The following is a 22562-nucleotide window of genomic DNA, read 5'->3' on the forward strand; positions in this document are numbered from 1 at the left end:
TCAAGATCAATTTCAATTCTCAGAAAAATCGTCGTATTTCACCACAATTTTCTCACAATTTCATCTTAAAACAAATTCATACATAAGTAAATAACAATGCTTTTATTAAATTCAATAAGTTTAACTTATCATCAGGAAATGATTACTCTTCATAAACGAAGCGGAGCGGGCTCATACTACAAATGAGGTGATATAACATGACAAAACGCAAAGCTAATCATGTCATTAATGGCATGAACGCAGCCAAAAGCCAGGGTAATGGCGCAGGCTATACGGAAGATGATCAACTCGTTTTAACAGAAGAACAAAGACAAAACAATAAAAAACGCAAAAAGAATCAATAAGAAGGAGCCAAAAATCATGACGAATAAAAACACAGGGAAAGACATCCGTCAAAACTCTCCTAAGGAGCATCAAGGCGGACAGCCTGAGCCATTATCAGGCAGTAAAAAAGTGAAAAACCGCAACCATACAAGACAAAAGAACAATTCTCATCATGATATGTAAACATTCCTCTCTCATCCCGTGACCAAACGGGATGTTTTAGGTCTTTCACACATTTCCATTTTCATCATATGATTTATTATGAGATGTGATGGAGGAGTGTTTATGGAGAATGAAAAGCAATCGAATTCCTCTGATTTTCTTGAAATAGATGATTGGCTCAATGTTTTAATGGATGATCCATTTGCCTGGTATGATGAACACCTCCCAATTGATCTTTATGAAACAAGCCGTGACTATATTATCGAAATCGATGTCTCCACCCTATCGATCACTGATGTAAAACTGACCTTCGCTGAACATGAGCTGACGATGACTTACACAGTACAAAAACCAAATGGTGAAGGCGAACAGTCAATTGAAAAAAGCGTGATGCTCCCTTTTTATTTAAACGACAAAGACATTGAAACAGATTATGAAAACCGAATCATATCGATAAAAATTAAAAAATGTTCCGACCATCCAAACGGTGCATTTTCCTTTCAAATCCCGCACTTCAAACATTAAGAGCCCACCTTTATTTAGGTGGGCTCTCTTCCGTTCGTTTCAAGTCAATACCTTTTGCGAACCACCATGGCCAAATAGTAGAGTCGCTATATGATAATGTATTCTTTTTCTATTGATTGGTTTGGGTCATTCTAGTAAATGGGCGGCTATCAATGAAAAAGGGCGTTTATAGAGATAATAGACATACATTTTTGTTATTTTCTTCTATCCTCTCTTCATGTAATATAAAATAGAGAGATAAGGGGTATAAGGAGTGAGAACATGTTAAGCGGCTGGTTTTTGTGGTTCATTTTATTTTGGGGTACAGTGATGATCGGATTACTCGCAATCGGTGGCTTTTTTATGTTTCGCAAATTTTTAAAACGATTGCCAAAGGAAGATGGGAAATCAGAACTTGATTGGCAGGATGAATATATTCAAAAGAGCCTTCACCTATGGCGGGATGAGGACAAACAGCTGTTAAATGAACTCGTATTGCCTGTTCCAGAGCTGTTTAGAGATGTTGCCAAAGAAAAAATTGCGGGTAAAATTGGCGAGCTGGCATTAAAAGAACAGGCTGCCAGCATTAATTTAGACTTAATCATTCGCGGCTACATTATGGCTACACCGAAGCGGGATCATAAGTTTTTACTGAAGCGCCTTCAAGAAAAAAACATTGATCACTCGCCATATGAATCGTTATTAAAATAACCTCCTTTTTTAAAGGAGGTTTAATTCATTTGAATCTGCTGCGGATCTAATTGTTTGGACAGCTTTCTAAACGACAAATACATCGCAACGCGCCAAGGCACGATCATGCCAAAGGCAAGAATCCAAAACATACCGCTTAATGAACCATAATCAATAGAAGAACTCAGGATGGTCTTCATTCCGATACGAAGGACAAGAAGTCCAATGAGAATGAACACAAATGCTTTTGAACGCTTTAAGTAGATGTCATTGCCTCTAATTTCAAACTTTGATGTTTTGATTAAAAATATAGAGAAAAACATCCCCACTGTGATCGCTTCTAGAAATTCAGCTCCAGTTACCCGAAACATAGGAACAAAAAACATCAGTGCACCAGTGCTCATGAAAATAGGAGGTAAAATAATTTTTTTCGCAGTTGCAGGTTTTGCAGATGACTTAATGCGAATAAACATGACGGCCACCGCCATACATATCGCTATTATAGAAGAGATCAAAATCATCATATCAAATCATTCCTTTATTCTTTAAGGTCAGCCTATGTATAATATACTCCAATTGACGAAAAAAAACCATTCGCCGCGACTGTAGAAAACGATTTCAAAAGCCTGTAAAGCCGCCAAACAATGATGAGAACATGATGATAATCCATGTGAGAAGATCAAAGAACAGCAAAATCCCTACCACAATCATAATGATCCCGCCAATTCGCATGATGAGCTGCTGACGCTTTCTGATCCACCCCATTTTCGTAATGAAAAAGGAGAGAATAAAAAACGGGACGGCAAATCCAAATATATACGCAATCATATACATGACCGCCGACTCAGGATTGTTACTTGCCAGTGTGATGACAGCGGATAAAATAGGTCCAGTACAAGGTGTCCATCCAGCGGCAAAGCCCATTCCGATGAGAATGGATCCAAAAAAACCAGCAGGACGATTTTTGAACTGTATTCTCTTTTCGCCCATGAGGAAAGAGGGCTTAAATACGCCAAGAGTCATAAAACCAAAGAAAATAATGAGGATGGCTCCAATTTGACGAATCGCTTGATGATAATCATTAAAAAACTTCCCGACAAACGATGTCCCAAAGCCAATCGCAATAAATATAATAGAGAACCCAACTAAAAAGAATAATGTATGAAGCAGACTTCTTCTTCTCAGCATCACCTTCTCAGATTTCACTTCATCTATACTAACGCCCGTAATATACGATAAAAACGCTGGATAAAGCGGCAGACAGCACGGTGAAATAAAAGAAAGAAATCCTGCTCCAAATGCTAAAAAGTAATTCAAATCTGTCAAAAGAACACCCCCTTCTTACAATATACAATAAGAGATGACAAAATCATTTCATTTTTTTTACATCACCTCAATAAAGATGGTCTATTCTCTTAAAACCTTATATAATTTAATTTGACATCAAGATAATGAATCCTTTAAATTTGAAAATAAACCTTAAAATGGATATAATAGAATCGATTCTTTTTATCAAGATTTGCATGAAAGGAACATGACTTTGGTAAAAACATCATTATTAACTCAAATCGAAGAAAAAAGAGAAGAGCTGATGAAAGTTGTCTTGCACAATGGGATGACATCAACAGTGACCATCGAACATAGCCAGCAGCTAGATCATCTCCTCTTACAATATCAACGACACTTACACTCAAACTCAGCCAACTAATCATACTTCATGATATCAAACATGCCGCACAATTATTAGAACAGTTGATATGGTGACCATAAACGAAACAAAAACCTCTGACATAGGGGTTTTTTGTTTTTTTACATGTTGCTTGACGCCATAATAAAAACCACCTTCCCTGCTTCATTCATGCAAGTACAGTGGTTTTAAGCGTCTGATGAAGGTGAATTGAATAAAGAAAGGACAACGCTTGTCCATTCTTTATAACCATGTTCCATCTATGATCATAATATCGTACGTATTATTTCGCTTGGTTGTTCATGGCTTTCATCATTTGATTGATTTTCTTCTGGGACGGTTTCATGCCCATTTGCATCATCATCATTCGAAGCATTTGTTCATTAATCGGTGGATTCTTTTTCAAATAGCTCATCATATACTTACGAGCAATAAAGAATCCGAGTGCAACTCCTGCAAGCAGTGCAACAACGCCTACAAGGATGACAACCCATAAATCCATAATTCTTCCTCCTTCATGTTGTCTCGTATAAAGTGTACTAAACAAAAGGCTATTATACAACATTTCACGTTCAATTTTATTTTTTTAAACAAAATTCCTCACTTTTACTGGATTAAGCCACCCGTGCTTCTTTGAACTAAAGTCCATCGCAAGAAAACAAGGGCTGATTTTTCTCAGCACTTCAAAAAACACCGCTTCTGCCTCATAACTGCCAGTGGCAGACATTTGGATATACCTGTCTTTTATAATAAATGCTGCAGTTCCTTTTCCATCTGGTAAGGAGGCGCTGTAAATCGAGCCTATTTGTGTATAGTGAATGTTCGTTAAGTTATTCATTAGACGCTGGTGCATATGAAAAGCAGGGATTCGTTTCGTCACATAATCCACTTGCTTCACAAGCATAACCAACTCATCGTCAGTGCGGTTCGTCCAGTGTAACGACTCAAACAAATGAAACAAAATTGATTCTCTGCCAAAATAGTGATGCGCAAATTCATCCTCAATCCAATAAATATAATAATGGCGTTCCATGTCTATCCCTTCCTTTCACATTTCGTCAATCTCATTTATTGCTTGTATTATACAAAAATGTGAAAGAAAGAATTGTCTATATATGAAGCAAGAAGAAACTAGTTTTGTCAAAAAAACAAGAAAAAAGAAAAAAGTTTGCAGAGCGAATGAAAATGCTCTGCAAACAGATAGCAAAAAAGCATGATGCTTGAAGATCGTTTATTTATTCAGCTTCGCTTTCACGCGGCTGACTACATTGCTGACAGTAAATCCGTATTTCTCGATAATGGTTTCACCTGGAGCAGAAGCACCAAATTTATCAATTGCAATCACGTCACCATCAAGGCCAGTATAACGCTCCCAGCCAAGTGAAGCGCCCATTTCAATCGCAACACGTGCACGCACTGCTTTAGGAAGAACGGATTCTTTGTATTCGTCTGACTGCTGATCGAAGCGATCCCATGCAGGAAGGCTGACAACAGACGCGCGGATACCCTCTTTTTCAAGTGCCTTTTGCGCTTCAATCGCTAAACCAACCTCAGATCCTGAAGCGAGTAGAAGTGCTTCTGGCTGTGCATCAGCTGCTTCAACCACAACGTATCCACCTTTTTCTACTCCCTCATATGCCTTCTCTGGTGCTTGGTCAATCGTTGGAAGGTTTTGACGAGTAAGAACTAGTGCAGTCGGTTTATCCGTTGAAGATACAGCTAGTTTCCACGCTGCAGCTGTTTCATTTCCATCTGCTGGGCGGATAACTGAAAGGTTAGGCATCGCACGCAATGAAGCAAGCTGTTCAACCGGCTCATGCGTCGGACCATCTTCACCAACAGCGATACTATCATGAGTAAAGACGTATGTGACTGGAAGTCCCATTAAGGCAGCAAGACGAATCGCTGGTCTTAAGTAATCTGAGAAAACAAAGAACGTTCCGCCGAATACACGAAGACCGCCGTGAAGTGCCATACCATTGAGCGCAGCACCCATTGCAAATTCTCTGACACCGAACCAAATGTTTTTGCCGGCATAATTATTTTTTCCGAAATCATCCGTGTTTTTAATCGTTGTTTTATTTGATCCAGCAAGGTCAGCCGAACCACCAATAAAGAAAGGAACTTGCTTCGCAATGCCATTTAACACTTCGCCTGAAGATGCGCGGGAGGCAAGGCTTGAACCTGCTTCATAAACAGGAACCTCTTGATCCCAATTCTCAGGAAGTTTTCCTTCAATCGCAAGCTTCAGCTGTGCTGCTAGCTCTGGATATTCTTTTTCGTATTGCGCAAACAGCTCATTCCACGCTGCTTCTTTTTTCTGTCCTGCGTCTTTTACAGCTTCTTTGAAATGATCGTACACTTCAGAAGGTACATGGAAATCTTCTTCAAACGTCCAAGAGTAAGCATCCTTCGTCAGCTTTGCTTCCTCACTGCCAAGCGGTGCACCATGCACACCAGACGTTCCCGCACGGTTTGGCGACCCGAAACCGATCGTTGTTTTCACTTCGATTAATGTAGGTCTGTCTGTGCTTTGTTTCGCCTTTTCAATAGCAGCTGTTACTTCTTCGATGTTGTTGCCGTCTTTCACATAAAGAACTTCCCAGTTCATCGCTTCAAAACGATTCTTCACATTTTCAGAGAATGAACGATCTAGGTCGCCATCTAAAGAAATGTCATTTGAATCGTAAAGAACGATTAAACGGCCTAAGCCTAAATGACCAGCAAGTGAAGCAGCTTCAGAGGAAATCCCCTCCATTAAGTCTCCATCTCCGCAAATGCTGTATGTATAGTGATCTACAACATGAAAGTTGTCTTTGTTATACGTTTCCGCAAGATGTCTTTCTGCAAGTGCCATTCCTACTGCCATAGCAATTCCCTGGCCTAAAGGACCAGTTGTCGCATCTACGCCTTCTGTATGTCCAAATTCAGGATGTCCAGGTGTTTTGCTTCCCCATTGGCGGAATTGTTTTAAATCTTCGATGCTCAGGTTGTATCCGCTTAAATGAAGCATGCTGTATAAAAGCATAGAACCATGTCCTGCAGATAAAACAAAGCGGTCTCTGTTGAACCAATTTGGATTTTGCGGACTTACGTTTAAGTGATTCGTCCATAAAGCGTATGCCATTGGTGCAGCACCCATCGGCATTCCTGGGTGACCGGAATTCGCTTTTTCAATTGCGTCTATGGAGAGAGTACGTATTGTTGCAATAGATTTCAATTCAATCGTTTCCATATAAATCCCCTTCCGTATCTTGTGTACACCATTATCATAAATCTACTGTCCTTTTTTCACAACTATTTCACGCTGAAAAAGAAGGATTTTGTCACATTTAGTTTATCGATCACCTAAAAAGTTATGCAAATATGAAAAAAGACGAGAATATTCTTCCCATCTTTTCAAAATTCAAGAAATCACAGCCTTAATGAAGGTTCTGATCTTTTTCTCTTTTTAATTTTTCTGGTGTGACATCGTTTCCTTCAGGGTCAACGATTTTAACGGTTTTAAGTGTATTTTTCATAGAAGAACGAAAAGCTTTCAAATACTCTTCTCTCAACTTCTTTTGTTCTGTTTTTTCAGCGTCTGATAAACCGGTCTCTTTCGACTTTTTTGAAAGCTCATTTATTCTTGCAAGCTGTTCTTTAGAAATCATGACAAACTCCTTTAAAGCATTTTCTCTACATACTACTAAATATCAATCATTTTGACAACAAATCACGCTTTAGGTGGTAAGGCCTTTTTCGTATTCCTGATACCTTCTATGCACCGTTGCTTTTGAAATGTCAAAACCTAATGCCTGAAGAGTTGCGGCAATTTCGGCGAACGTCATGTTGTTTTTTCTTAATCGAACAATTTCTGAAATCGGTACTTCAATACGTTCACGGCCAGGTGCATGGTCCTGCTGCCTTAAATTCAGTTCAGGCTGATATCCGCGCTCAACAGCCCTTTTCATCCCCCGCTTGATTTTCAGGTTATGAATTTTCCGTTGGTACTCTTCGACGACTCCTACAATCTCAATGACCATTTCATCTGCTTCTGAAAGCTCAAGCTCTCCTCTATGAAACACACTGTATACCTTTACGTTCTCTTTAAATAGACAATGAAGAAGCGCAATTTTTGCTTGTCCTCTTCCAAGACGTGTTTCATCTTGGATAAGAACGGCGTCGATTGACTCTTCCTTCAGTGCAGCAAGCATTTCAAACACACCATCACGATCTAGATCGTATCCACTTGCTTTTTCTTTGATGACTTTGACCACATTCATCTTGTGTATAGCAGCTAACGCCAGCAGTTCTTCTTCTTGTCTTTTCAGCGAGGTTTCCTGCTCTTCTTTGACAGTGCTTACTCTCGCATAAATGATTGCGTTCATGTCTAAAATCGACCTTTCTACTGTACTGTTGCAAGTTGATATACGACTGGATGCTCTTTTTTGACGGGTATGACAAGAATGTCTCCTGGCTGGATTTCTGTTGAAGCAAGATCATTGTGTTCGGTGACCCAGTCAATAAATGCATTTTTGTCGATTGATTTGCTGTCATTTACTTGATCAGCTAACCCCCAAAGAGTATCACCTGATTGAACCTCTATTTTAACATACTGATTTGAATCATTATGGCTTGTGACTGCAATAAGTGAGAGAAATATGCCAACGATGAATGAGAATACCCCAATAAAAATAATAGATTCTTTTAACCTCATAATGTCATCTCTCCTAATAGAATATGTGTTCGCTCTTTCTGTCACTCATTATAAATACGAACAAACGTTTCTGTCAAACGTTTTTTTCGAACCTATGTTTGTACTGTTAGGAAAAACATGCTATAATTTCTTTAAAATTGACGTTTTGAGGTGCAAAAGATGACGAAGCTATCAAAAAGACAACTCGATATCCTAAAATTCATCAAAGATGAAGTAAAAAGCAAGGGTTATCCCCCATCCGTCCGTGAAATTGGAGAAGCTGTCGGTCTAGCATCCAGTTCAACGGTCCATGGACATTTAGCTAGACTAGAAACAAAGGGCTTAATTAGAAGAGACCCGACAAAACCTAGAGCGATCGAAGTACTAGATGAAGAGGAAATGAATATTCCAAAGAGTGCTGTAATGAACGTCCCAGTCATCGGAAAAGTAACAGCCGGCCTGCCTATCACGGCTGTTGAGAATGTAGAAGAATACTTCCCTCTTCCAGAGACTTTTGCAGCACCAGATGAACAAGTGTTTATGCTTGAAATTATGGGAGAAAGTATGATTGATGCAGGCATTTTGGACAAGGACTATGTCATTGTGCGTCAGCAAAGCACCGCTAACAATGGAGATATTGTGGTCGCCATGACAGAGGAAGATGAAGCGACAGTGAAACGTTTCTATAAAGAAAATACACACTTTAGATTACAGCCAGAGAATCCATCTATGGAACCGATTATTTTACAGAATGTGAGTATACTAGGTAAAGTGATTGGCGTATTTCGAAATATTCATTAAAAAAAGCCGGTATTTCATCAGCTGCTGATGGGGACTGACCCCATAAAGCGAGACAAATAAAAACACCTTTAAGTTGAAAATCGGGTATAGCATACCTGAAAACAATTTGGAGGTGTTTTTGTATGGGAAAAAGAGTTAGTTATCCAATTAGCATAAAAGAAGAGGCCGTTCAAATGAGATTAGCAGGGATCCCGACAAAAGAAATCATGGACAAGCTAGGAATTAAGAATAGGACACAAGTAAAAACGTGGATGAAATGGTATCGTGAGGGTGAAAACCATCGGTTTCATCAACCAGTTGGGAAGCAGTATTCATACGGGAAAGGACCTGAATATCAAGATGAGCACGAGAAGTTAAAAACAGAAAATCGTTTTCTAAAACAACAAATTGACATATTAAAAAAGTATATAGAATGGGAAAGGAAGTGAAAAAAGAAGCGTTAGTGTCGATTTACGAGACCGTAAAAAATCAAGTAAGTATAAGCGCATTTTGTCAGATGTTTGAGCTTGCAAGATCCTCATTTTATCGATGGAAAAAACAAAACCATCAGCCAAAAAAACAGAAACTAATCGAGTTGATTTCATCACTTTGTGAATCATATCAATATACGTACGGTTATCGTAAAATCACAGCTCTCTTGCAGAAAGAAATGAAAATGAATCATAAGACGGTACAACGTATTATGCAAACCTACGGTTTACAGTGTCGTGTGAAAATGAAAAAGCGTAAACAGACCGGTCAACCCTATTACATTGCAGAAAATCACTTAAAACAAGATTTTTCTGCCACGAAGCCATTTGAAAAACTGGTGACAGATATAACGTATCTGCCATTTGGGCAAAAAACACTTTATCTATCCAGCATAAAAGATTTATATACTAGTGAGATTGTGGCTTATACGATTGGTGATAAACAGGATGTATCTCTTGTTTTAGAAACATTGAACCAGTTACAGACACTGCCTAAAGGCTGCGTACTTCATAGTGATCAAGGTTCAGTCTACACGTCATATGCTTATCAAAAGGCGATAAAAGAAAAAGGCATTACAATGAGCATGTCCCGTAAGGGAATGCCCGCTGATAATGCCCCCATCGAATCCTTCCACTCCAGTTTAAAATCAGAAGGATTCTATCTCCACCACCTGACAAAGACTACAACAGCCATTGTAGAAAAAACAGTCAGAGAGTATATTGATTATTATAACAATATCCGAATTCAATTGAAATTAAACAACCAGTCACCAAAAGAGTTTCGGCAACTGGCTGTTTCATAAAGGTGTTTTGATCCCTGTCTCAAAATCGGGGGTCAGTCCCGATGAGAACCGGCTTTTTCTTTTATGCACAAGAATAGGCAAGAATACTTGAACTTGGGAAGGAACCAAATGTAAAGTTCGGCCATATAAAGCCAGTAGTTCGGCCAAATGGCTGTGACGAAAGGATATACATTAAAAATACTTGACCGTTTCTCAAAAGCACAATCGTCCATCTTCTATTACATCCCGCTGCAAATTGTACAGTTTGATGGCCTCCGCCTACACCTTGCCCAGATATAAGCGACTGCATACTTTGTGGCTGAGAGAGTGCTTGCTGATACTGGGAAATGATATGCTGTGGCGGTGCCGGCGGTGCTGAGTGTCCGCCTGAACCTTGCCCTGGCCAAGTACCTCCTCCTCCTATCGGAAACCCAGGAAACCCTCCACCTTGAGGAATACCAACAGATGGAAATCCTTGCATCTGCCTATCATATGAATACCCATTATACACACCTTCATACGGTTGATACATACGAAACACCACTTTCTTTAGACATTCATCACGACAGTATATGTCATAAATAAAAAAGAGTGTGTTAAACGTCTAAATAGAAATTTTTCCAAAAGACGTTTCATTCTTCTTTAGAACGGTTAAATAATCATTAAGAAGAAAAATAAAAAAAATGAAAACTTTTTGTCTCCCTCAAACGTTATATAATTAGAAACAAAAGAAATAAAAGAACATTTAGATTTAATACTTGTAATATCACTGTAATTATTGTAACATTTGTAACATAAGAAGTTTTCATTGAGAAAAGGAGGCAATTGCCTTGAAAAAATTATTTGTTTTATTAACTGCTATTATGCTTATGATCTCATTACAAACGACAACATTGGCCGCTTCCAAGAAATCAGCCGCTTTGACAAATAAAGAAGCGTTACATATTGCCCTTGATGCAAGAGAACATTTTTGGAGTGCAATGTCAGGCTACAAAATTAAAGAACATTCTGATTACAAATTAAAATCATTTAGCTATAAAGATATGACGTACAACTATCTTTCTAAAACATTTGATACAAAGAAAAAATTAAACAGCTATCTATCTCAAGTTTTCACTAAAGATGCCATCAAACATGGTTTAAAAGATTATCAGTTCATTGTTCATAAAGGCAAAATGGCTGTTCCAGTCGGTGACGGTGACAACATGCTCAATTGGGAAAAAGCCACACCCAAACTTGTTTCAAAAAAACAAACGATCCGCACATATGAATTCACAGTCCCAACACTTGATGGACGCAAAGTAAAACGAACTGTAACGTACGAAAAAGTACAAAAAGATTGGAAAGTAACTAAAATTGACGCTGTCATCTAAATAAAAACCAGGCCTTTCATCGGCCTGGTTTTTATATTGGAGAAAATTCGGTCATGCGGTCCAGCGCGTGAGCAAGTGATGATGCCGTGCGAAATTCATTAAAAGGAAGCCCGAGCTGCACTGCTGTTTGGGCAATTTCTGGTCTAATCCCTGAAATGGTCGTCTCTACTCCAATTAATCGAAGTGACGTGACAAGATCAAAGATTTGATGAGCCACCATTGTATCAATAATGACAACACCCGATAAATCTATACATAAATGCTGAACACCTTTTTGCGAGCACTGTTTTAGCGTATTTTCTAAAATAATCTTTGCTCTAGCTGTGTCAATGTCACCTACTAAAGGCAATAACGCAATCTGGCTTTTTAAGACAATCACCGGTGAGCTCAATTCGTAAATCATATCTCTTTGAGCCACAAGCTTCTTCGTGGTATTTTTCACATATTGCTGGATAAACACATGGATTGAAATGTTAAACGCTTCGGAAATTAAATCATACCAATAAAAGATGCGGTCAATATCAATTTCATCTTGCCGCTGTTTTATAAATTCTTTTAAGTAATGCAGAACCACTCTTTGATTGGACATGTATTCTCTCACGACGTAATCTAATGGTGTATTTAAGTGCTTCGGATCACTGGCTAAGTCCTCAGACCATTTTTTAAATTCAGTATGTAAATACGTCTTGTCTTCAATAATAGCTCGTATAAAATGCTGGTAATAATCTTGATTCTGCCGTTTTAGCTCTGCTATGATGCTGGAATCTGTTGAACGATATATGGATTCTGCATCATCGTCCTCAATTGATTCATACCATGTTTCAGTCAGCTTCTCTGCATGCTGCATAAAAAAATCGTATAATGCACGGTTCTTATCCATAAGCATATGTCCCTTCACATTTTCTTCTTGTCAGTCTTTGTACCTTATAGATTGATTGTACCACTGAATCTTTTGTCCCTGCTATCTCGAATAGGCTCTGATGATAAACAAAAGAGCCTCCCACTCTAAGGAGACTCTTTCCAGATTTATTTCACAATGAATAATATTCTTTTTCCATCAGGAAACCCACTGATTTGATGGCCGACCCATGAGCCTGCTCCCCTATTATCAGATGGACTGACATATTGAACGCTTGCGCCTTTTCCTCCCTCAAGACAAACCGCCATCGGCCATTCATCCCGGTCAAAGCCAGGTTTTGTCGGAATTCCTTTTAATGATTCTTGCCTGCGGGCATCTGCTCCATTTCGGTCAATGGTACACACATCTGAATGCCCTTTTCGAATGGCATCTTGAATATGACTGCCTGTTTCAGGGTATCGTTCCTTTGGAAATTGAACAACATGATCATATCGATCAGCACCTTTTGCTGCCTGCTTCTCTCCAAATCCACCTAACAACGTGCCCATCCATATCACAAAACATAAGGCGACAGCAGCGATCCAGCCTTTTTTCATCTTCAAAAGCGCGTGACCTCCTCATCCATCTTAAGCATCATCTTGACTGAAAGGAAATGTGTCATTTTAATGTATGAGTGGTTCGCGGAAGACATGAAAAAAAATGATGGTTAGAAATAAGACTCCTATTAAATCGATCCATACAAAAAAGCTTGTCCCCTATGAAGGAAACAAGCTTTATTTTTTATTGCGCTTTCGCATAGTTTATAAACTCGACAAAGGCAGCTGTCGCTTTCGGACCGCCATTCATCGTTCCGTTTGAATACCCAGCGTTATGAACTCCAACGATTTGCTGGTTCTGATCTAGCATGGCAGAACCTGAATTTCCGCTGAATGTATCAATCGTATAATATGCTAGATTCGTATCTTCTCTCGTCACAGGACCTGACATCTCCCATTGTGACACCTTACCAGTCGATCTCATTTTATCACCAGGATATCCAGAGATTTTAATGGTTGTCCCAGTCAAGTTTGTCACCTGGCGGATGGATCGGTAGCCGACCGTATTGCCAATATTCGTATCGGTTTTGATCACGGCAAAGTCATATTGGCTTGCACCAGTATTAATATACCCGCTTGGCACATAGAACTCAGTCATTTTTGCTGAACCGTTCACCGCAGTACTATCATTCATACCAGGATATACAGTTCCTTTTTCACTATAGCTTCTCGATGCTGTATTGTATACGCAGTGTCCGTTTGTCAAAATTTTGTTAGGAGCAATGAGTGTCCCCGTACAGCTGGAGCCGCCAAATGTAATATAAGCAATCGAATTGTATGGTGCCACTCTTGTATTTGCTACTTTGGTTCTACCATCGTCTCCAATGACGACTTTCGTTTGAAAATCTTTTAAATATTTTGATAGTGGTTTTACTTTTTCGCCAACAGTAGAAGAAAGATCATCCACTTTGTCAAAGGATGAGGGGGCTTTCGTATCATTGTGGAAATCACTTGAAGAGATCACTTTTCCATCAGAAGTCACCATGTCATAATCAGACGTTAGTACTGAATCCGATGCGGCATGGGCAAAACTAGGCACACTTAAAGCACCAAAAACGAGAAGAGAAGGGAGTAACATTTTCACCTTTTTCATCATATTCCTCCTTTATGTCCTATATCAAAAATCATACGATTGTTTCATATTGGAGTAAATGAGAGAATATTCTTATTTTTTACAAAATATTTCATTTTCAAATTAGGTGTTTTGTATCTTCCCAACCTTCATTCTATCGATCTTTTTCTATGAGAGCAGAAAAAGACCGCCTAATAGGCGGTCTTTCCTCTTTGTCAACTCCACACATCTTTTACATATCTATTGTCATTTGTGAGAGCTGTCAGCCAATTTTCAGCTGTTTCCTTCGAGCATTTTTTCTCGTTTTGATAGAGATTGATCAGTGTAGCCTCTACATCTGGGGCCATTACTTTTCCGTCTCCGCACACATACAGATAAGCACCTTGATCAAGCAATTCGATCAGCATGCCGCCGTCTTCTTTCAACAAATGCTGGACATATATTTTTTGCTCATCGTAACGAGAATAAGCACGATGGATATGGACAACTCCTTTTTGCGCTGCAAGCTGCATTTCATCAAAATACAGATCATCTTCCTGAGGATGACGGCAGCCAAAATATAGGTGTGCTTCGCCTAGCTGCTTCCCTTCCTTCTGCCACACTTCTCTTGCCTGAACAAATCCTCTAAATGGAGCGATTCCTGTACCTGGTCCGATCATGATCATCGGTATGTCTGATGAAGGAGGCAGCTGGAATCCGTCTTGCGCTTCATGCAGGAAGCAGGCTACTTCTTCTCCTTCTTTCAGACCACATAAATAGGTTGATGCGACTCCGGCATATTCTCCGCTGCCGCTCCATGCTTTACCTTTTACAACTGCCACTGTGATACTGACTTTTTCTTCATCTACCTTTGGCGAGCTAGAGATCGAATAATAACGCGGCTTCAAACCTGGTAAAAGCGCCAAAAAGTGCACAAACGGCAGCTCACACGCTTCATATTGATCTAATAAATCCAGCATGGTTACTCGTTTCTTTAAAATGGCTTCTTGATATGCTTCACCAGCCATTTGTTCAAGTTCCACGCGGTGAGGCGGACATACAGTATGTGCTGCAAGCTCTCTTAGCTGTGTACGTGTCGCAGGCTCTTGAAGCTCAACATGCGAGGCAAGTAATTCTTTGATTGGAATCGGATGATCTAATGGTAAATGACTTGCCTCTTTCTCAGATGAAAGCTTTATGTGCTGCTCTGGATCTAGTTTAAAGCGGCGGGTCACACGCTGAACGAGTGCATCACTATTTTTCGGTACAATCCCAATATGATCCCCTTCTTTGTATGCTTTTCCAGCAGGCAATTTCAGTTCAATATGTCTTGTCTGCCGCGTGCTTTTTTCTGATTGTAATTCTTCATTTTTCAATACAACAGCTGAAAAGGCTTCATATATTTTAGCTACAGGACGCTCCACTAGCTCATTAGTATAAGCAACTGATAGGTTTGGTTTTTCCTTACCTTTTTCTTGGAAGGTGAGCTTAAATTCTTCTGCAAGCTGTTCGAAGACTGTTTTCTGGAAGATTTCTTTATCCTCATCCATATCACCGCCTGCATCACCTTCTCCTAAATCAACTACTCTCTTGGCTCCTTTTCTTTCCAGAGCTTCATCAATTAGACGGGGGATCCGCTGGTACGTACTCGCCCAATTTCGATCCCCGCATCCAAAGACCGCAAATGTCACGTTTGATAAATCCTGCGCCTCATCCCGCGTCAACCAATCCACGAATTGCTTCGCATTGTCAGGTGGATGTCCGTTGTATGAAGCGGTCACGATGAAGACAGCGCCTGTATCTGGCAATTGGCGTGTAAAGTCATCAAGCGGCGCAGTGGTCACATCGAACCCTTTTGCTTTCCCGTCTTCAGCCAATTCGTTCGCTATTTGCTTCGCCGTACCAAGATTTGATCCGTATAAAACTAGCAGCGGTGTACCGTGACTCGCCACTTTTGACTCATGAGATTTGGTGCTTTTCTTCGGTTCTTCTTTCGGCGGTGCCATAAAGAATTGCTGCTTCCTTGGCCGCACTTTGATTTTAAAATCGTTAGGTTTAATTGTGAGAGATTCTTTTAAATCAAGCTCATATGATGTGTGATCAATTAACTCTAAATTGTGCAGAACCATCGCGAGAACCATCGTAGCTTCATGCAGGGCGAACTGCATACCGATACATGCACGCTGTCCATTCCCAAAGGGTTTGTAGGCGTGCTGCGGGATGTTCTCAGGATGCGTAAACCGCTCTGGTTTAAATTCTTCAGCATCCTCTCCCCATACCGCTGGATCACGGTGTAATTTAGGGAGCAGAACAGAGACACTTTGATTCTTTTGAATCGGATATTTCCCCCCGATTACTGTGTCCTCTTTAGCGTAAACTGAGAAAGAAGGCGCAGTCGGCCAAAGTCGAAGTGCCTCATGTAACACCATACGGGTGTAGCTTAGCTGTTGCACCTGCTTAAATGTCGGCAGACCGTCCTGTAGCACCTCATCTGCTTCTTGGACGGCTTTCTTTAGTTTCTCTGGATTCTTTAATAAGAAATAAATCGCAAATGATAGCAGACCACTTGTCGTTTCATGCCCCGCGATTAAGAAGGTAATGATCTGATAACGGATATTTTCATCTGACAAACGCTCACCTGTTTCAGGGTCCGTCGCATGCAGCATAAGGGACAGCAAATCATCGCCCGTTTTATCTTGTTTTTTCCGTTCCTGAATAATATCATCTACTAATTGCTTCATAAAATCGACATTTTGCTCAAATTCTTTTCTTCTTTTGATCATGAGTTTATCTGCAATCGGCCATCTTTTCGATTGGTCCATCGCTTCATTTAAGCCTTTCAGCATGCTTTCGATAAATGGATGCTGATTCTCTTTATAAAAGCTGTTAAACCGAAAATCAAAACCGCAAAGACCAATTGTATCTAAAGTGAGTTTTGTCATATCCTCTGCTACTTCAATTTCTTCATCGCGGCCTGTTCTTTGCCATTTTTGCACAAGCTGCGTTGCAATATCGAGCATCATCTCGTGATAGCCCTTCATCGCCTGCTGACTAAACGCCGGCATCAAAATTTGATGAGCTTTTCTCCAGTTTGGTTCTTCTGTCCAGCTTGTAAATAGGCCATCTCCTGCAAATGCTCTTGCTTTATCAAGACTAATCCCGATGAATTTATCGAATCGGCTCTCATCACATACTTCTTGGACAAGCTCATGACTGGAAACAAAAACACCGGTTATATCTGAAAATTCAAATTGATAAATCGCTCCTAATTCATCTGCCAGCCGCCAAAAAGTTTGAGATAGCTCTCCCTTTTTCAACAGAGGGATGTTTTTTAGCGGTCCGTATGTTTTTGGTTTTGGAATGATTGATGTTTGTTGCATATTCCCACTCCCTTTATTTCATTTAGATGCAACGCTAATGGCGCGCCATAAGCATTGCTCAATTTCCTCTATAAATTCAATTGTTGGCTCTATTTCCTCTGCAAGGATCTGTTTATGCAGTTGCACAAAGGCACCAAATACAATCGATAAAATGGTTCTACCTGAAAGATTCGGGTGAATCCCATCCTTTTTCCCTTCTTCAAAGATAAGGAATAGCTCATTTAACAAATGCTGCATTTTCTCTTTGCTTGTCTCGTCTAAGTAATGGGACCGATTATCAATTTCTAAAAAATATAGCCCGGTTGGATTCTCCTTTGTAAACAAAACCAAACAATAAAATACATGCTTAAAGTAATCCCTGATACTTGCTTTTGGATCTGGACTGTTTGTGTTCATTTTTTCGATAAAAGTAGATAGACTACGTTGATACAAAATATTGACGAGTGCCTCTTTGCTGTCGAAATAACGATAAATGGTTCCTGCTCCGACGTTTGCTCTTTTTGAAATCATCGGCATCGTTGTGCCATCAAAGCCCCGTTCAATAAATAAGTCTAGTGAAGCCTTCATAATCTGTTCTTGTTTATCAGTCACTGCTGGCACTTCATCCCCTCCTTATAAAAATATAGGAATGAACGTTCATTCCGTTTGCGGTATATTATATTAATATTTTAATTTCATCTATTTATACTTAAACATACTTATTTTATTACGTCATCACATTTTCTGAAAATAATAATAATTAAGAAATGATACCTAGTCACATGACATCCAAAGGACTTATAAAGATTGGCAAATTTGTGTCATGTGGGTGTCATCGGCACTACACATTCATTCTTGATCGATTGGAGACTGAATATGATCGTCATATGTATCAATATATAAGTTTCCATTACTTGAACGAACAGCATAAACAATGTCCTTTAAGGAAAGCTGCCTTTTTTTAAGCTCTTCTTCTATCCATTGCTCTGTTAATTGATTTTCATGTATGTTCTTTTGGATGAGTTTCCCGTCCATGATGACTTCAATCGGCATGTAACGCTCTGCATTCATGAACAAATCAAGATCCTTCCGCGTGACATTTTCAAACGAAGGATATTTTTTCACTGACATATGCCCATCTGTTTCAATCATCGCAAATTCAACTTCGCTAATATTAAAGATGTCTTTTTCTCTCAGCTGCTGATTTAAATAATCAAGGGTATATCTCATCCCTTTCATATTTTCTTCAAGAATTTTTCCATTTTGTATGACAAGTGTTGGTTTACCAGCCATGAACCCTCTCATCTTCCGGCTTCTTAATGCAAGCAGGGAAATCACATAAATAATCAAGACAAGTGACACAAAGGAAATCGTTGTGTGCTGAAGCGGGAGCGTTGTATTAAACGCCAGGTTCGCTGCAATTGAACCTAAGCTAATGGCTGCTATAAAATCAAAAATATTCATTTGCGCAATGGTTTGTTTCCCTAAAAGACGTGCTCCTCCAAATAAAATCGCAAAAGCAAACATCGTCCGAAGAATGACTTCAATATGGTCAGGCATATAAGTGTCCACCTTTCAATTGCATCAAAAAAAGCCTTTTCCTTAGAAAAGACTCTTTGTTAGACTATGCATTTATTTCATCATTATTCATTTGGGCAGTACCGCTTTGTTCAAATTGTGATCGCAGTTCAATAATTGTGCTATTCCTCACATGATCTGCTTCTTGCTCAAGAAGCCATGTATAAAATCTAGCTTGCTCCGCTGTCTGTAAAGCATTCATATATTTTTGCGAGGAACGCTTCTCTGCAACGCGCTGCTTTATCCCGCGCATCTGCTTCCAAAATTGATAATAAGGGAGCTTGAGTTTGGTCATAAAGCCGCGATCATCCTCAATAACATACCCCTCTTCTTTAATTGTGTCATCATGAGAGACTGCTTGATACCATTTATAAAAAGACGTCCAATCATGGAAAACAGCCACTTCCTGCTTGCAGGATATTCCAAGCTGTTCACTTAATCTTTTCACTTCAGCGAATGGTGCTTTTTCATAGCTTAATTGCCGCTTCACAATATCAAGTAGAATGAGTTGATCTTGTTCATAGGTGATAATATGCGGATCTTTTTCTGGCAAAATGACTTCAAACACAAGAGATACATGGTGGTCACGAACGTATGATTTGATGTAATCAGCCTGCACGTCACTGAAGGTCTTATAAAATAGCTCTTCGACCCAGGTAGCATGCTGATTTTGTTTCACATGTGATGTATACGATTTGGACGTAAACACCAATTCATCTTCCATTTCATTATACCCAACAGTTCCTAAGTATCCATTTGCTTTATCATATACGGTGACAGGGAATTGTAGATGGTTCACTAAATGCTGCATTCTTGTCTCCGGACGCTCATCAATGTTAAAAAATTTATTGTAGCTTCTAGACACAATCTGCTTTGAAACCATATTGACAAACAAACCTCTTGCCTTCACATTCACATCATCCCACTGACGTTCACTAAAAGCCTTTTTCGTAAAATTAAAAGACGAAATATGGTGTGGAAGCTTTAATTCCTGTACGTATTCATGCTGATCTAAATGAGCTAAAAAATCATCCAGTGATATATCTGGCAGAACAGCAGCCGATTGTTTTTTCTCAGAGGCTCTGTAGACTGGGTTGTCAATTTCATGAGTCTCAATCCCGTCAGCTGTGATTTTCAACACCCGCAGCTGCCCCCCAAATTCTACCTGACCTTCTAGGTTATAAGATCTTTCCGTTGCGTGAATAGGCAGTCTATATAAATTGCGATGCCCGTGAATTTGGATGATATCCAGCCCAGCTGTATTTTGAACAAATAAGTGATCAATGTCATCTGAATATTCTCCTACGCCGTGAATGAGCTGCTGTGTTGAGACATGAAGAAGCTCTTTCGGCAAATGAGCAAGACCGCCATGGGTAACAAGAAATGTCTGATCATGGTACGTAAAATAAGTCAGCTGATGAAAGGTTCTGACAAACTGTCGTACTTCCTTCAAATCAAAGTTTGCTGCTTCGATTTCAGGCGCAGTATACCTGTTAAACATATTGCTTCTAACTTTTTCACCATGTGCAAACCGGTATAAATGCTGATCATGATTGCCTTCAATGACGATGACATTCCGGCATTCTCTATGGGCGAGCATCCATTCTAATATTTCTTTGTTTTCTATGCCTCTATCAAGCAAGTCACCTGCAAAAATATAAAGTTCGTTTTCTTTGATGTCTCCTTGCAAATAGGTGGTAAGTGCGGTGTAACACCCGTGAACATCTCCGAAAACATGAATGGCCTCATATTGATCAAAGGATCGAGGCTGATAGGTCATCACTTGCGGATATTCCTCCGGCTGCAAAACAGTCACCCATGATGGGACCTTTTCTGTTTTTAACCGCTCGTTCATTTGATACAAAACAGATTCACGCACCACTTTGTGAGATTCACGTGAGCGATTTTGCAAAAGAGCTGTTTCAAGGGGTACCTGCGCGAAATCGACGACATACACCCTGTAACGATAAGATGTCGCTAAAGACTTATATTGAGAAATCGATTTACTTGAAATATGTGTCGCATCAATCACAGTAAAGTCTCCGCGCTCCATACGGGCTGTGAGTAGATCGAATAATAAAGACCAAACTTTGTGGTCATGCTTGCTTGAAATTTCTAGTTTCCCATTGACTGATAGCTGCGGCGGCTGCGTCAACAGCCGGATTTGATCCGCTGATAAAGTGTAAGGCTCTAAGCCTTGTTCTTTAATCCATGTTGATTTACCTACGCCTGGGAGACCTCTTAAAAGGACTAAAGTTCTCATATTGGTTCTCCTTTAATGAGTGATATTTTACCTATTATAGATAAATTATGGATAAATCTCAATCTTTTATTGAATATGGTAATATATAGATAGAAAAGGAGGTTTTACGTATGTTAAATGGAGAGAATATGGCATTCAACATGGGAGATCTTCTATTTCAAGTGTTCTCTCTTCTATTCATTGCCTTTATTGTGACCATCATTGTCATCGCGTTTCGCATGATCAGAAGAAAACGAATGGAATTGAAAAAAATCGAAGCAAGATTAAACAAAGTGATTGAAAAAAACGATTTAAAAGAGTAAAAAATCCGGGAGTTAACCGGATTTTTTTGTTTTCATCACGATTCCTTGACGCTGCTGCATCAAAAAGAAGAAGACGCCTAAAAGAACAAGCAGACCGCCAAGCATTTGAAGCAGTGTGACTTTCTCTCCAAGCAGCCATACAGCAAGTATCGTTGCCCCAACAGGTTCACCAAGAATACTCATTGAAATGGTTGTCGCATTAACATAGGTTAATAGCCAATTATTAATGACATGAGACATCGTAGGTATGATGGCGAGCAATAAAAAAATTCCCCACTCTTTACCCGGATAGCCTATAAAAGGAGTTTGCTGAAGCAGATTGAATAAAATTAAAAAAAGACCGGCAAAACCAAATACACAAAAGCTATAAATCCAATGAGATATTTTTCTTACAGCCTGTTGACCTATTAACAAATAACAAACAACAGCGATCACACTCAAAAAGGATAAAATATCTCCTAAGATGGCTTCCTTGCTATGACCAATATCTCCCCAGCCTATCATGAGGGCACCAACAATCGCTGCACACATCGTCAATAGAGCAGACATCGTCGTTCGTTCACGGAAAATGAGGAATCCGCCTAATAAGGAGACCATTGGCTGAAGGGCGATAATAATGGTAGAGCTTGCCACTGTCGTCAGCTTCAGTGAGCCAAACCACAACACAAAATGGAGTCCTAAAAAGAAGCCTGACATACATAAGAAAAACCAGTCTCTGCGTTTTATCGAGAGAAATTCTTTTTTTCTAGGCAGGATAAACGGCAGCATGAGAGCCGCCGCAAAGATCATTCGATACATACTTAAAATAGCAGCAGGTGCATTTGACCATTTCACAATGATTGCAGAAAACGAAATGGCAATAATTGAAATCACAAGCGGCAGTGCAATTGATTTCGTTTGAGCAGTTGTCTTCATTTCCATTAGCAGCTTCCTTTACATCAGCAGTAGATGAGCAGTTCATCTTGTATGTCGTCATCTTACTATGTCCATTCACCTAGTGGCAAGATGATTTTTTAAAACTGGCGTGAGCTTTTTGGATGAAAAAAAGCTTTCATCACGAAAGCCTTCCAGATTGTTGACAAA

General features: G+C 39.5%; 26 protein-coding genes. 9 read left to right on the forward strand and 17 right to left on the reverse strand.

The window, feature by feature from the left end; genetic code table 11:
- Window positions 1–197 precede the first annotated feature (197 nt).
- The 4 genes from sspO (at window position 198) to JVX94_RS05295 (ending at window position 1701) form a co-directional block, all read left to right on the forward strand.
- Window positions 198–344 (forward strand): small acid-soluble spore protein SspO, encoded by a 147-nt coding sequence (sspO, locus tag JVX94_RS05280; protein ID WP_034283440.1) that lies wholly within the window; start codon window positions 198–200, stop codon window positions 342–344.
- Window positions 345–360: 16 nt separating this feature from the next.
- Entirely contained in the window at window positions 361–507 is a 147-nt protein-coding gene (locus tag JVX94_RS05285; protein ID WP_205184784.1) for a small acid-soluble spore protein P, read from the forward strand.
- A gap of 102 nt (window positions 508–609) precedes the next feature.
- A complete protein-coding gene (locus JVX94_RS05290; RefSeq protein ID WP_095408612.1) occupies window positions 610–1011 on the forward strand; it encodes an Hsp20/alpha crystallin family protein in 402 nt (133 codons plus the stop codon).
- 261 nt (window positions 1012–1272) lie between these two features.
- Window positions 1273–1701 carry a DUF2621 domain-containing protein gene (locus JVX94_RS05295; RefSeq protein ID WP_024427086.1) on the forward strand — a complete coding sequence of 143 codons (429 nt, stop codon included), beginning with the start codon at window positions 1273–1275 and terminating at the stop codon, window positions 1699–1701.
- Between the two features lie 20 nt (window positions 1702–1721).
- Here JVX94_RS05295 and JVX94_RS05300 read toward each other — a convergent pair whose 3' ends face one another.
- Together JVX94_RS05300 and JVX94_RS05305 are read right to left on the reverse strand one after the other, a co-directional pair.
- Window positions 1722–2204: a CcdC family protein gene (locus JVX94_RS05300; protein ID WP_047203110.1), complete on the reverse strand. Its 483-nt coding sequence runs from the start codon at window positions 2202–2204 to the stop codon at window positions 1722–1724.
- Window positions 2205–2298: 94 nt separating this feature from the next.
- Window positions 2299–3006 (reverse strand): cytochrome c biogenesis CcdA family protein, encoded by a 708-nt coding sequence (locus tag JVX94_RS05305; RefSeq protein ID WP_064498509.1) that lies wholly within the window; start codon window positions 3004–3006, stop codon window positions 2299–2301.
- Window positions 3007–3214: 208 nt separating this feature from the next.
- Between JVX94_RS05305 and JVX94_RS05310 the strand changes: the two genes are divergently transcribed.
- A complete protein-coding gene (locus JVX94_RS05310; protein ID WP_369810454.1) occupies window positions 3215–3388 on the forward strand; it encodes an aspartyl-phosphate phosphatase Spo0E family protein in 174 nt (57 codons plus the stop codon).
- 262 nt (window positions 3389–3650) lie between these two features.
- Here the strand turns inward: JVX94_RS05310 and JVX94_RS05315 are convergent, their stop codons facing one another.
- The 6 genes from JVX94_RS05315 to yneA form a co-directional block, all read right to left on the reverse strand.
- Window positions 3651–3869: a YneF family protein gene (locus JVX94_RS05315; protein WP_003212379.1), complete on the reverse strand. Its 219-nt coding sequence runs from the start codon at window positions 3867–3869 to the stop codon at window positions 3651–3653.
- Window positions 3870–3953: 84 nt separating this feature from the next.
- Complete coding sequence (sirA, locus tag JVX94_RS05320; RefSeq protein ID WP_024425134.1) at window positions 3954–4400, reverse strand: sporulation inhibitor of replication protein SirA; 447 nt, start codon at window positions 4398–4400, stop codon at window positions 3954–3956.
- 198 nt (window positions 4401–4598) lie between these two features.
- A complete protein-coding gene (gene tkt, locus JVX94_RS05325; RefSeq protein ID WP_095408611.1) occupies window positions 4599–6602 on the reverse strand; it encodes a transketolase in 2004 nt (667 codons plus the stop codon).
- A gap of 187 nt (window positions 6603–6789) precedes the next feature.
- Window positions 6790–7020 carry a DUF896 domain-containing protein gene (locus JVX94_RS05330; RefSeq protein WP_048240230.1) on the reverse strand — a complete coding sequence of 77 codons (231 nt, stop codon included), beginning with the start codon at window positions 7018–7020 and terminating at the stop codon, window positions 6790–6792.
- Window positions 7021–7089: 69 nt separating this feature from the next.
- Window positions 7090–7737, reverse strand: a complete 648-nt coding sequence (locus JVX94_RS05335; RefSeq protein ID WP_203129872.1) for a YneB family resolvase-like protein — start codon at window positions 7735–7737, stop codon at window positions 7090–7092.
- A gap of 17 nt (window positions 7738–7754) precedes the next feature.
- On the reverse strand, window positions 7755–8066 hold the full coding sequence (yneA, locus tag JVX94_RS05340) for a cell division suppressor protein YneA (protein WP_024425130.1): 312 nt from the start codon (window positions 8064–8066) through the stop codon (window positions 7755–7757).
- A gap of 159 nt (window positions 8067–8225) precedes the next feature.
- Between yneA and lexA the strand changes: the two genes are divergently transcribed.
- Window positions 8226–8846: a transcriptional repressor LexA gene (gene lexA / locus JVX94_RS05345; protein ID WP_034283422.1), complete on the forward strand. Its 621-nt coding sequence runs from the start codon at window positions 8226–8228 to the stop codon at window positions 8844–8846.
- Between the two features lie 122 nt (window positions 8847–8968).
- Window positions 8969–10119 (forward strand): IS3 family transposase gene (locus tag JVX94_RS05350; protein WP_205183496.1). Its coding sequence is split into 2 segments (ribosomal slippage): window positions 8969–9242 and window positions 9242–10119, totalling 1152 coding nucleotides; the frame shifts between segments, so codons are not numbered across the junction.
- A 61-nt stretch (window positions 10120–10180) separates the two neighbouring features.
- On the opposite strand, the gene JVX94_RS05355 is transcribed toward JVX94_RS05350, so the two are convergent.
- Entirely contained in the window at window positions 10181–10630 is a 450-nt protein-coding gene (locus tag JVX94_RS05355; protein ID WP_095408610.1) for a hypothetical protein, read from the reverse strand.
- Between the two features lie 298 nt (window positions 10631–10928).
- Here JVX94_RS05355 and JVX94_RS05360 point away from each other — a divergent pair, with 298 nt between their 5' ends.
- A complete protein-coding gene (locus JVX94_RS05360; protein WP_095408609.1) occupies window positions 10929–11471 on the forward strand; it encodes a DL-endopeptidase inhibitor IseA in 543 nt (180 codons plus the stop codon).
- 31 nt (window positions 11472–11502) lie between these two features.
- Here the strand turns inward: JVX94_RS05360 and JVX94_RS05365 are convergent, their stop codons facing one another.
- The 7 genes from JVX94_RS05365 to JVX94_RS05395 form a co-directional block, all read right to left on the reverse strand.
- Window positions 11503–12351, reverse strand: coding sequence for an STAS domain-containing protein (locus JVX94_RS05365; RefSeq protein WP_095408608.1), 849 nt, complete (start codon window positions 12349–12351; stop codon window positions 11503–11505).
- 146 nt (window positions 12352–12497) lie between these two features.
- Window positions 12498–12878 (reverse strand): NucA/NucB deoxyribonuclease domain-containing protein, encoded by a 381-nt coding sequence (locus tag JVX94_RS05370; protein WP_223250982.1) that lies wholly within the window; start codon window positions 12876–12878, stop codon window positions 12498–12500.
- 232 nt (window positions 12879–13110) lie between these two features.
- Window positions 13111–14019 carry a trypsin-like serine peptidase gene (locus tag JVX94_RS05375; RefSeq protein WP_039178896.1) on the reverse strand — a complete coding sequence of 303 codons (909 nt, stop codon included), beginning with the start codon at window positions 14017–14019 and terminating at the stop codon, window positions 13111–13113.
- A gap of 194 nt (window positions 14020–14213) precedes the next feature.
- Window positions 14214–17357 carry a bifunctional cytochrome P450/NADPH--P450 reductase gene (locus JVX94_RS05380; RefSeq protein WP_205184785.1) on the reverse strand — a complete coding sequence of 1048 codons (3144 nt, stop codon included), beginning with the start codon at window positions 17355–17357 and terminating at the stop codon, window positions 14214–14216.
- Between the two features lie 18 nt (window positions 17358–17375).
- On the reverse strand, window positions 17376–17924 hold the full coding sequence (locus tag JVX94_RS05385; protein ID WP_206762025.1) for a TetR/AcrR family transcriptional regulator: 549 nt from the start codon (window positions 17922–17924) through the stop codon (window positions 17376–17378).
- Between the two features lie 261 nt (window positions 17925–18185).
- On the reverse strand, window positions 18186–18896 hold the full coding sequence (locus tag JVX94_RS05390; protein WP_095408603.1) for a DUF421 domain-containing protein: 711 nt from the start codon (window positions 18894–18896) through the stop codon (window positions 18186–18188).
- A 64-nt stretch (window positions 18897–18960) separates the two neighbouring features.
- The gene (locus tag JVX94_RS05395) at window positions 18961–21177 is read right to left on the reverse strand and encodes an RNA ligase (protein WP_205184786.1); all 2217 of its coding nucleotides are present in this window, start codon (window positions 21175–21177) and stop codon (window positions 18961–18963) included.
- Between the two features lie 110 nt (window positions 21178–21287).
- Here JVX94_RS05395 and JVX94_RS05400 point away from each other — a divergent pair, with 110 nt between their 5' ends.
- Complete coding sequence (locus tag JVX94_RS05400; RefSeq protein ID WP_144470626.1) at window positions 21288–21479, forward strand: hypothetical protein; 192 nt, start codon at window positions 21288–21290, stop codon at window positions 21477–21479.
- Between the two features lie 12 nt (window positions 21480–21491).
- Here the strand turns inward: JVX94_RS05400 and JVX94_RS05405 are convergent, their stop codons facing one another.
- Window positions 21492–22400, reverse strand: coding sequence for a DMT family transporter (locus JVX94_RS05405; RefSeq protein WP_144470624.1), 909 nt, complete (start codon window positions 22398–22400; stop codon window positions 21492–21494).
- Window positions 22401–22562 lie beyond the last annotated feature (162 nt).

The sequence above is a fragment of the Bacillus sp. PDNC022 genome (assembly GCF_016919285.1).
In the GTDB taxonomy this organism is placed as follows: domain Bacteria; phylum Bacillota; class Bacilli; order Bacillales; family Bacillaceae; genus Bacillus; species Bacillus safensis.

Excerpts from the sequence above, each read along its gene's own strand:
- sspO (WP_034283440.1), top strand. The coding sequence starts at position 198 with ATGACAAAACGCAAAGCTAATCATGTCATTAATGGCATGAACGCAGCC.
- JVX94_RS05285 (WP_205184784.1), top strand. The coding sequence starts at position 361 with ATGACGAATAAAAACACAGGGAAAGACATCCGTCAAAACTCTCCTAAG.
- JVX94_RS05290 (WP_095408612.1), top strand. The coding sequence starts at position 610 with ATGGAGAATGAAAAGCAATCGAATTCCTCTGATTTTCTTGAAATAGAT.
- JVX94_RS05295 (WP_024427086.1), top strand. The coding sequence starts at position 1,273 with ATGTTAAGCGGCTGGTTTTTGTGGTTCATTTTATTTTGGGGTACAGTG.
- JVX94_RS05300 (WP_047203110.1), bottom strand. The coding sequence starts at position 2,204 with ATGATGATTTTGATCTCTTCTATAATAGCGATATGTATGGCGGTGGCC.
- JVX94_RS05310 (WP_369810454.1), top strand. The coding sequence starts at position 3,215 with ATGACTTTGGTAAAAACATCATTATTAACTCAAATCGAAGAAAAAAGA.
- JVX94_RS05315 (WP_003212379.1), bottom strand. The coding sequence starts at position 3,869 with ATGGATTTATGGGTTGTCATCCTTGTAGGCGTTGTTGCACTGCTTGCA.
- sirA (WP_024425134.1), bottom strand. The coding sequence starts at position 4,400 with ATGGAACGCCATTATTATATTTATTGGATTGAGGATGAATTTGCGCAT.
- tkt (WP_095408611.1), bottom strand. The coding sequence starts at position 6,602 with ATGGAAACGATTGAATTGAAATCTATTGCAACAATACGTACTCTCTCC.
- JVX94_RS05330 (WP_048240230.1), bottom strand. The coding sequence starts at position 7,020 with ATGATTTCTAAAGAACAGCTTGCAAGAATAAATGAGCTTTCAAAAAAG.
- JVX94_RS05335 (WP_203129872.1), bottom strand. The coding sequence starts at position 7,737 with ATGAACGCAATCATTTATGCGAGAGTAAGCACTGTCAAAGAAGAGCAG.
- yneA (WP_024425130.1), bottom strand. The coding sequence starts at position 8,066 with ATGAGGTTAAAAGAATCTATTATTTTTATTGGGGTATTCTCATTCATC.
- lexA (WP_034283422.1), top strand. The coding sequence starts at position 8,226 with ATGACGAAGCTATCAAAAAGACAACTCGATATCCTAAAATTCATCAAA.
- JVX94_RS05355 (WP_095408610.1), bottom strand. The coding sequence starts at position 10,630 with ATGTATCAACCGTATGAAGGTGTGTATAATGGGTATTCATATGATAGG.
- JVX94_RS05365 (WP_095408608.1), bottom strand. The coding sequence starts at position 12,351 with ATGGATAAGAACCGTGCATTATACGATTTTTTTATGCAGCATGCAGAG.
- JVX94_RS05370 (WP_223250982.1), bottom strand. The coding sequence starts at position 12,878 with ATGGGCACGTTGTTAGGTGGATTTGGAGAGAAGCAGGCAGCAAAAGGT.
- JVX94_RS05375 (WP_039178896.1), bottom strand. The coding sequence starts at position 14,019 with ATGAAAAAGGTGAAAATGTTACTCCCTTCTCTTCTCGTTTTTGGTGCT.
- JVX94_RS05380 (WP_205184785.1), bottom strand. The coding sequence starts at position 17,357 with ATGCAACAAACATCAATCATTCCAAAACCAAAAACATACGGACCGCTA.
- JVX94_RS05385 (WP_206762025.1), bottom strand. The coding sequence starts at position 17,924 with ATGAAGGCTTCACTAGACTTATTTATTGAACGGGGCTTTGATGGCACA.
- JVX94_RS05390 (WP_095408603.1), bottom strand. The coding sequence starts at position 18,896 with ATGCCTGACCATATTGAAGTCATTCTTCGGACGATGTTTGCTTTTGCG.
- JVX94_RS05395 (WP_205184786.1), bottom strand. The coding sequence starts at position 21,177 with ATGAGAACTTTAGTCCTTTTAAGAGGTCTCCCAGGCGTAGGTAAATCA.
- JVX94_RS05400 (WP_144470626.1), top strand. The coding sequence starts at position 21,288 with ATGTTAAATGGAGAGAATATGGCATTCAACATGGGAGATCTTCTATTT.
- JVX94_RS05405 (WP_144470624.1), bottom strand. The coding sequence starts at position 22,400 with ATGGAAATGAAGACAACTGCTCAAACGAAATCAATTGCACTGCCGCTT.